An 8,408-nucleotide genomic window follows, 5' to 3' on the forward strand; every position below is an offset into this window, starting at 1 on the left:
GACGAAAACTCCTGGAAGCATCACTGTCATCCGCCCATGATCTGTCACCCGTCCCCCGCACTTCTATCGGAATATCGAGTGCCCTCATCTCGGCAGTTCCGCGTGTTGAGTGATCAGGTGCCGGATGCCATGTAGGCGGCGAGGATGTAGTTGGGGTGCCGGTCGAGGTTCTTGCGGGCCCGGTCGTAGCGCATGGTTGTGCGCGGGTCGGCGTGGCGGGCGGCGATCTGCACGTCGCGCAGGCTGACGCCCGCGTCGAGCATGGTCGTCACGAAAGTGTGCCGGAGCATATGGGGGTGCATCCGGGCGATCCGGACCCCAGCCGCGCCGGCGAGGAGCTTCAGCCGGCGGGTCGCCGCGTGCCGGTCCATCCGCACGCTGTAGGCGTTGCGCAAGATCGGCCCATGGTCTCGGCCGTCGACGGCCTGATCGATAGCCCAGGCTACCGCGGGTGGTAGCGGGATCAGGACCGTCTTGTCGCCCTTGCCGCGGATCTTCAGCACGCGGTGGCCGTGTTCCTCACCGAGGTTGTCGATGTTCGCGCCGCAGGCTTCGAAGATGCGCAAGCCGAGGAGTCCGAGCATCGCGATCAGCGCGAAGTCGTTGATGTTGGGTGAGAGCCGAGCTGCCGTGATCAGGGCTTCGAATTGCAGGTGGCCGAGGCCAAGGGTGGGTGACTCAGCTGGTACTGGTGGCCCGCGGACGTAGTCGGCTGGCGAGTACGGCAGGATCTGGTCGATGACGCACACCCGGTAGAAGCCGACCACGACCGACAACCGCCGGGACACCGTCGAGGGCTGGTAGTAGCGGATCTCCTGCAGCCAGCGAACGTACCGTTCGATGTCGGCCCGGCCGACGCGGAGCGCGTCCAGGCCTTGGGTGGCGCACCAGGTCAGGAAGACCTTGAGGTCGGAGCCGGTGTGCAGCCGGGACTGACCCCGGTAGCGGCCGAGGTACGCGGCCACTGCCGCGTGGAGAAGGCGGTCGTCGGACGTGGTGACGGTTTGCTCGGGAGCAGGGAAGACAGTCATAGCTCACGGTGCGTCACCGCCGGCGGAGGGCGCCAGTGCCCTTGGCGCGGCATGTCCGTGCACCCGATCAAGAGGTCGTAGCGGCAAGAGGCCCGAGTTCCGACGACGGCCGATGATGACGCCGGCCGTTCGGGCCACATTCGGGATGCTGGGTTGCGTAGATTCCGTGGGTGTACTCGTACTGCGAACGTCTGCTGACGCGTACATCCAGGAGGGTCAATGATCACAATGTCCGGCAAGGTGTGCCTGGTGACCGGCGGGACCAGCGGGATTGGCCGGGAGACGGCGGCCCGTCTGGCCGAGCTGGGGGCCACCGTGGTCGTCGTCGGGCGCGACGCCGAGCGAGGGCGAGCGGCCGTCAAGGAGATCCGGCATCGGGCGCCCAGCGCCGAGGTGGACCTCCTCACGGCCGACATGTCGAGCCTGGCAGAGGTGCGTCGGCTGGCCGCCGAAGTGCTGGCGAGGTACCACCGGCTCGACGTGCTCGACAACAACGCCGGTGTGATCATGCTCAAGCAGCAGTTCACGGTCGACGGCTACGAGACCATGTTCGCCGTCAACCATCTGGCGCCGTTCCTGCTGACCGGTCTGCTGCGGGAACGGCTGGTCGGCAGTGCGCCGGCCCGCGTGATCACGGTGTCGTCCAATGTGCATAGTTCGGCCAAGCAGATCCCGTGGGACAACCTGGCCCGCGGCGAGCCGAGCTACCCGCTGTCGAAGCTGGCGAACATCCTGTTCACAGTCGAGCTGGCCAAGCGCCTGGCCGGCACCGGCGTGGTCGCCAACTGCCTGCACCCGGGCCTCATCCGCACCCAGTTGGGCCGCGAGGTCCGCGGCGTCGCCAAGCTGCTCGTCGCAGCCGCCAAGCCCTTCATGGGTACGGTCCAGACCGGCGCGGCCACCCCGGTCTACCTGGCCAGCGCCCCGGAGGCGGCCGAGGTCACCGGAGGCTACTTCTTCCGCGGCAAGCAGATCGAGCCGAGCTCCCTGGCCCGCGACCCCAAGGCCGCCGCGCGTCTATGGACCCTCAGCGAGGAGCTGGTGGCGTAAGCCGGGCCAAGATCGTCGCAGTGTGGGGCACTCGCCAGATTTATGATCAATGGCCTGCGCAACGGCGTACAGACCGTGACGATCAACATGAGCCGCAGCACCGACTCGCGGCATGTTAGTTAGCGCGGGCCGTGATTGCGTCAACCCCGTATCGACGCGATTAAACTCGCCTATCTAGTCCCCCAACATTGCCACGAGTAGGGGTTGTAGAAGTCGCCCACTCGATCGATGACATCTATCCTTGAATACTGCCAACGGCAGGCATCAGTCATCGAGATGTGGTCACGGCTACCGGATCCGGTCACGCATCTCCAGTCGTACGCGGTATTGCCTTGAAGCTCTGCTCGAACGTAGCCACGGGACATGCAGTAGCCCTGCATGTCGACGCCACCGAGGAGCCGCTCGCCTGCGGCGGTAAGCGAATTGTCCGCGCCTTCACTTGAATACGGACCGGCCGACGCCGGTGTTCCCATAGCTGAAGCGGCGAGGGTCATACCGACAGTGAAGCATAACAAACGGCTAGAATTGATCATCACTACGACCTTATCGAGAAGGGCGGGAGTGCAGACCGGCGATCCGCCGCCAGGGGAATGTCTGAGGAGACTAGCCCAATGTTGGCGAAACGACAGAGGTCTCGCATGCGCTCTGGCTGTCTATCGATTCGGCGGCTCACCCACTTCTTGGGCAGCACAGATGTCCCGACCGCTACCAGGCTGACTGGAGATTGGGTAAAGAAAATCTTACCGCTAGCGTAGCGAGCCCAAGGAAGTCAGGAGCTCTTTCCGGAAGAAAACTAGCGATCTCCGGACCGCCGATGGGCCCTCATCTCGGCATGTTCGGACGCTGGCCGCAGAGCCACCGTCGGCACGGAGGGTGACGAACTGACGGTGGTCACCGCGCACGGACGGCTCAATGAGCGTCGCGTTTTCGCGTTGGTCCACTCGTTGTTCGCGGCCCGGGTGAGGCCGCGGGGGTGGCTAAACCCGTGATGCCTGCGGCCGTAGTGGGTGTGACGAGTGTTGTGGTGTTTCACGAGATGGGGGCGGGGCTTCGCCGCGGAAGCTGGCTGCCGACGGGCGGCCCGCTGCTTGGTTCTCGGCGACGTAGGGCCGCAACTGCTGCTCGCATGCGGCGTACACGGTCTCGCGGCTGATGCCGAGCGGCACAGGCCTGACGCCCGTGTTGACACGCAACGACTTCTTATCGATACTCGATACATCGACCTTCGATAAGGAGTTTCTCGTGGCGCCTTCCCCTCGCCGCTCTGGCGCCCTGCGCCCGCTGCGGGTCCTGTTGACCTTCACCATCATCGGCAACATCCTGTTCCTGCTCGTCACGGCCACCAACTGGATCAGTGGTGGGCGGACCCCGGTACAGTTCTGGGCACCGTTCGACGCGCTCAACAACCCAGTGCCCGACCCACTGCAGCCAGCCTTCACGCCGAAGGTCGACGACGTCGTGGCGGTCACGGTCGCCGACCCCACCCCCGCGCAGGCAACGCTGGAACTCATCGCCGGGGGCACGGTCGGCGCGGTCGCCTGGCTCGTGATAGCCATCCTGGCCCGCCGGATCGTCACCTCGGCCCTACGCGCAGATCCGTTCACCGTCTCCACCGGTGACCAGATCCGCCGGCTGGGCATCGTCGTCCTCGCCGGCGGTGGCCTCGCAGAACTCATCCGCGCGGCGGTGTTGTACGCGCTGTACCACAGCGTGTTCCCGTCCTCTTCCTACACCGGCCCCGTCACCGACGACCTCAGCTACTGGTGGCTGCCATTGGGCCTCGCCGTGCTGGCGTTCGCCGCTGTAGTGCGGCACGGCTGCGCACTACGCGCCGAGCTCGACGAGGTCATCTGATGCCTCCCGAGGAGCAGCACCGCATCGACATCCACATCGACCGGCTACTAACCGCCCGCGGCATGACCCTCACCGAACTCGCCGGGCAGGTCGGCCTCACCCTGGCCAACCTGTCCATCCTCAAGAACGGGCGCGCCCGCGCCATCCGGTTCAGCACCCTGACCGCACTCTGCGACGCGCTCGACTGCCAACCCAGCGACCTGATCACCGTCCGACACCGGCCACCGGAGTCCACTACGAAAGACCAATGACGTCTGGGGTGACGGGTCTTACCAAATACCCACCGTCAAGATCTCCTACTTTGCGGTTCGTCGTGGCTTCAGGAGTCCCGGGCCACATCGACACCTTCAACACCCACCGGCCGTTGTGGATGGCCCAGTCAGAAGCTGCTGCCCAGGCAGAGCGATCGCCGGAAGTCCGCGAGCACCTGGCCAAGGGCCAACGCGAGGGGGCGGCAAGGGGCTCGGCGGCTCCGTGCCGCTCGCGCTGCTGACCGGACTGATATTGCAGTGGCTGGTGGACCCAGAGCATGCCCCCTCTGGCGCAGACGTCACCGCCGAGCTTCGCTCACTCAACGCAAGATCTTGACAACCCAGGTGACACCCAGGCCGCTTCGCGTCGCTGACCGCCGCGTGGTCGAACGCCCTCTCATCGGCATTTCCGCGCGTCCCGGGCCGGCGTCAGTTGCACAGAGTGTGACGGCTCTGTCGGCCCTCGTGCGCGATCAGCTCCTCGAAGAGATGGGGCCGTCGAGCCGGTAGCATCGCTGTTGGCCGCAGTAGGCCCGGGTGGTGGGCGCAAGAACCGCCGACCGAAGCGGGGGTTACGGTGGGTCATTCGCAATCCGAGAATGAGGCTGCAGATGATCAATGTGCAGGAGCTCGCGCGGCGGCTGAGCACTCTCGGAGCTGACGCGTTCAGCATCGACGATATCGTGGACCTGGCGACCGCCGCTGATGTTCGTATCAGCGCTGACGTCGAGATCGACGCCACTCTGGCGCAGCGCTTGCTCGACCAGATCTCGCCCACCCTGCCAGTCACTGGGGTGCAGATCGCGGCGACGCAGTGGCCGCCACCCACATCTTCCCGGCCTGCAGCGCCTTCGGTTTCATTTTCCAGCCCCGGTGCCGTCGATAGCCCGGCTGATCAGCCGAACCGACCCCGTAGTTCTGGGCCTGCGCGTAGCGGTCGGCGACCGGGCTCTCGACGAACTGGCAGGTGAAACTGCTTGCCATTCCAGCAGGTCCCTCGGCTTGGATAGCGGCGACAAGTGGCCGACACGCCGACTCGACCTCCTTAGGTAGCCGGCTGACGCTCAGTCTGTATCCGCGCCGTGACCCCGGCTCGTGCTGGCAGCACCAAGCCCGCGCAACGCTGATGTCTGCAGGAGCGCAACGCACGCACGGTGCGCGCTATCGGCGGCAGATTAGTGCATCCGATCTTAGGGCTCCGCGGTCATTGGACCGGCTTGCTACCCCTCGCCAGCGAGAACCATAGGGGTCATGATTTCGCCGGTATCCACCGCGGCGCTCAGCTGCCGGCCTCCGCGAACGGCAACGAAAGTCCGCGCCTGGTAGCGCACGACGATCTCGCCGTCTTCCTCCGTCGCCGCGGTCCGGCGCACGCGACTGGGATCGAGATGGCACAGCGGTGCCGACGGGGTGCCGGCGTACCTCTCAAGCGCCTCGAGGATGCGCGCGACCACCTGCTCCGGCTCCGCCCTCGTGGTGTCGCAGACCACGTCGTAGTTGCGCAGGCGGGTCTTGTCAACGCCGTACCGGGACAGGAACCGCTGCCGTTCGCTCTCGCTGCGGCCGGCGAGTTCGTGAAGGGCCTCCTCGACGCTGCGGTAATTCTCGACCGAGTCGCCGGGACGGCCGAGCACCCGCCGGGCCGCGACGAAACGGATCGGTGATGAGGTGCACCTTCAGCGCGTCACTGAAGAAGTGCCAGGCCAGCCGGCTATCGACGACCAAGCGCTCACCGGAGGCCGCGATGTCGTGCTGCAGCTGGTCGATGAAATGGTCGACCTTGTCGTCAAGCTCCGAATGCAGATTGAACTGCAGCGCCGTCATGCCATGCTCCGCGGCCATCCGACGGTAGAGATCACCAATGCTTACCCGGTGTACCCCCAGCCGTTGCGCCAGCAACACCGACACGGTCGTCTTGCCGCTGCCGAGATCGCCGTTGAGGACAACCGTCCTGGGTAGCGTCATCGAGCAACCATATCGGCCGGACGCCAGCAGACTGGCCGGTGCCCGCGGCGCCCGCTGTGGCCTGAGCAGCCAACGCGATGGATCGGCGGCGACACCGTGCACGTCCGTTGCCTCTTGCCGGCAGAAGCGATCCCGTCTTGGAAACGCACTGATCTCGGCTTCGAAGGCGTGCGTCAGCGCACCGGGCAGCCCATGACACTGCGTAACGCGCGGATCGCGGCAGGTCCGTACGCACCAACGCCGTGATATTGATCGATCGCGTAGGCGTCGTTTGCTGGAGGGCCTACCGCGGGAATAGTGCGGTCGCCTCGTTTACCGGAACGAGGCGTAGCCCGGCGATGACGGCGTCGACCTCGCCAGCTGGGATCCCGCGAGCGGTCACGTAGACGACGAGGCCGTTTTCGGCCCAGGCGTAAGCGGTGGCCGGATCGGCAGTCTGGTGGGTCGGCCACCCAGGAGCGGTCCCGACGGAGGCCGGCGCCCCGCGGATCGGCCGTTGGGTGCCCAGCGTGGTCAGCCGGGCCAGCACCGCCGCTCCGGCATCGCCCCGGCAGACCGCGATCGTCAGGTACGGGCCATCGGGCGGGTGTCCCCAGATCATGACGGTGCTGTTGGCGAGCACACTCCGGTGGCCGAGGCCATCGAGGTCCGCCGGACCGGCTGCAGCCGGTGCCAGGCCGGAAGGTACGCCGCCCCAGTCGAGTCTCGCGCTGGCGGTGCCGCTGTCGTCGTCGCTGACGTAGACGTGCCGGGCCGCGCGGACGACCTCGTCCTCGGTAAGGCCGAACCCGATCACGCCGATCTGGTCCTGCTCCTGGTTGTCGTCGAACCACACGTCCCACACCACCCAGACCTGGTCGCCGACGCGGCCGACGTGTGCCTGGTGCAGGTTTACCCGGACCGGCCGCATGTTCGTGCCGTAGGGAAGTTCGGTGAACTCGTCAGCGTGCATGTAGATGACGCCCAGCGCGCGGCCGGCGAACACATCGGCAGGACCCGGCTCGGCGTATACAGCAAGCCGGTCGCCGGGCACACCGTATGTTCCGATCTTGAACGGCGCGAGCCCGGCCGGCGGCGACGCTGGCACCAGTACATGGTCGGTGGCGGCGACGTCGGCGCTCGGCACGGAGACGAACGGCAACGGGATCCGGGGGATGAACGTGCCGTACGTAGCGAGGCAGAGTACAAGCAGGACGATCCCCGCAACCGCGAAGCCAAGACGACGACGCGACACCCCACAACCTCCAACAACGTCGCCATAGAACCCCTCATACCGCGGCGCGAGAGTATCCAGCCCTGTCCACCGCCCAGAACGAGAGCCTCGGCCTACCGGACGTTAGCGGGACGGCGCTTGAGCGGGCGCAGCCACCAAACGTCGTGGCCAGCCGGGCACCCGCCCGACCGGCCAGCGCGAGTCCGATCGTGGTGAGCATGTGCCGGAGCCCTTCACTCGACCCTGCCTCACCCCTGACATGATCACCACCATGCCGCCGCTCGCGTTCTTCCATGCGCCGGACGATTCCGCTGCCCGCTTGGTCAAGATCCACCCGACGATGCCCGACAACGGCGCACTCTCCGAAGTTCTGCGTGAGCTGGAATCCTTCCTCAACGATCGGTCCTACGACGACGTCAACTGCGACGATCGCCACCTGGCTATCGTTACGAAACTCGGCATCTACATCGACGAGTACGTTGCCACGCTGACTGACACCCTTCGCGACGCGCTTGCCTCAGCCGATGACGAAACGCTCCAGGCCGCGACGAGCCACTGGCCTATTGCTGGCGAACTCACCACGGTGGCTCGAAGCGCCGCATCGGCCGGCGAACGGCTCTACGTCCGCTGGGCCGCAAACGCGTAGACGGCTCGCCGGTGAGCAAGCGTACGCAGGAGGTTTACGCGACGCCGGTCCTTGCTGTGGGGCCGAGATCAATCACGATGTTCGCGCCAAAGCCCCAATCTCGCGAACGAAGCCAGTGCGTCACGGCGGGTCGGCAACCTGCACGGAGGCCCGGGAGCCGGCGGTCGGAACCAGCGCCACAGTGATCATTCAGCTCACCTGCCGTCGCCTTTTGCGAGCCCGCGTGGTCCGGGTTCAGGTGGTCGCCGCGCCGTCCAGCGGGTCCAGCGAGGCCGCCCGCTGGGCGCGGGGCAGGCTCAGTACGAACCGGCTGCCGTGCGGGACGACGTCTTCGTACCAGACCTGGCCGTGGTTCGCCTCGGCGAGCAACCTGGACAGATACAGCCCGAAGCCGGCGC

Annotated in this window: 7 protein-coding genes and 1 pseudogene; 4 read left to right on the plus strand and 4 right to left on the minus strand. The window is 66.3% G+C overall.

Going from position 1 to position 8,408, the window contains the following annotated elements:
• Nucleotides 1-113 precede the first annotated feature (113 nt).
• A complete protein-coding gene (locus AB0B58_RS42045; protein ID WP_360236945.1) occupies nucleotides 114-1,031 on the minus strand; it encodes a tyrosine-type recombinase/integrase in 918 nt (305 codons plus the stop codon).
• Nucleotides 1,032-1,250: 219 nt separating this feature from the next.
• Here AB0B58_RS42045 and AB0B58_RS42050 point away from each other — a divergent pair, with 219 nt between their 5' ends.
• The 3 genes from AB0B58_RS42050 (at nucleotide 1,251) to AB0B58_RS42060 (ending at nucleotide 4,186) form a co-directional block, all read left to right on the plus strand.
• Nucleotides 1,251-2,081: an SDR family oxidoreductase gene (locus AB0B58_RS42050; RefSeq protein WP_360236948.1), complete on the plus strand. Its 831-nt coding sequence runs from the start codon at nucleotides 1,251-1,253 to the stop codon at nucleotides 2,079-2,081.
• 1,242 nt (nucleotides 2,082-3,323) lie between these two features.
• Nucleotides 3,324-3,935 (plus strand): DUF2975 domain-containing protein, encoded by a 612-nt coding sequence (locus tag AB0B58_RS42055; RefSeq protein WP_360236951.1) that lies wholly within the window; start codon nucleotides 3,324-3,326, stop codon nucleotides 3,933-3,935.
• Nucleotides 3,935-4,186: a helix-turn-helix transcriptional regulator gene (locus AB0B58_RS42060; protein WP_360236954.1), complete on the plus strand. Its 252-nt coding sequence runs from the start codon at nucleotides 3,935-3,937 to the stop codon at nucleotides 4,184-4,186. Before AB0B58_RS42055 ends, AB0B58_RS42060 begins: the two co-directional genes overlap by 1 nt.
• A 786-nt stretch (nucleotides 4,187-4,972) precedes the next feature.
• Here the strand turns inward: AB0B58_RS42060 and AB0B58_RS42065 are convergent.
• The 3 genes and pseudogenes from AB0B58_RS42065 to AB0B58_RS42075 form a co-directional block, all read right to left on the minus strand.
• A complete protein-coding gene (locus AB0B58_RS42065) occupies nucleotides 4,973-5,170 on the minus strand; it encodes a hypothetical protein (protein ID WP_360236957.1) in 198 nt (65 codons plus the stop codon).
• A gap of 440 nt (nucleotides 5,171-5,610) precedes the next feature.
• Nucleotides 5,611-6,151: pseudogene (locus tag AB0B58_RS42070) on the minus strand (AAA family ATPase); the annotation flags it as partial.
• 283 nt (nucleotides 6,152-6,434) lie between these two features.
• A complete protein-coding gene (locus AB0B58_RS42075) occupies nucleotides 6,435-7,385 on the minus strand; it encodes a hypothetical protein (RefSeq protein WP_360236960.1) in 951 nt (316 codons plus the stop codon).
• A 238-nt stretch (nucleotides 7,386-7,623) separates the two neighbouring features.
• On the opposite strand from AB0B58_RS42075, the gene AB0B58_RS42080 reads away from it, so the two are divergent.
• Nucleotides 7,624-8,010, plus strand: coding sequence for a hypothetical protein (locus AB0B58_RS42080; protein WP_360236963.1), 387 nt, complete (start codon nucleotides 7,624-7,626; stop codon nucleotides 8,008-8,010).
• The last annotated feature ends 398 nt before the right edge of the window (nucleotides 8,011-8,408 follow it).

Origin of the sequence: Actinoplanes sp. NPDC049118 (assembly GCF_040648555.1) — a bacterium.
In the GTDB taxonomy this organism is placed as follows: domain Bacteria; phylum Actinomycetota; class Actinomycetes; order Mycobacteriales; family Micromonosporaceae; genus Actinoplanes.

What these genes read in the sequence shown, in the direction of transcription:
- AB0B58_RS42045 (WP_360236945.1), bottom strand. Translation starts at nt 1,031, where the DNA reads ATGACTGTCTTCCCTGCTCCCGAGCAAACCGTCACCACGTCCGACGAC.
- AB0B58_RS42050 (WP_360236948.1), top strand. Translation starts at nt 1,251, where the DNA reads ATGATCACAATGTCCGGCAAGGTGTGCCTGGTGACCGGCGGGACCAGC.
- AB0B58_RS42060 (WP_360236954.1), top strand. Translation starts at nt 3,935, where the DNA reads ATGCCTCCCGAGGAGCAGCACCGCATCGACATCCACATCGACCGGCTA.
- AB0B58_RS42065 (WP_360236957.1), bottom strand. Translation starts at nt 5,170, where the DNA reads ATGGCAAGCAGTTTCACCTGCCAGTTCGTCGAGAGCCCGGTCGCCGAC.
- AB0B58_RS42080 (WP_360236963.1), top strand. Translation starts at nt 7,624, where the DNA reads ATGATCACCACCATGCCGCCGCTCGCGTTCTTCCATGCGCCGGACGAT.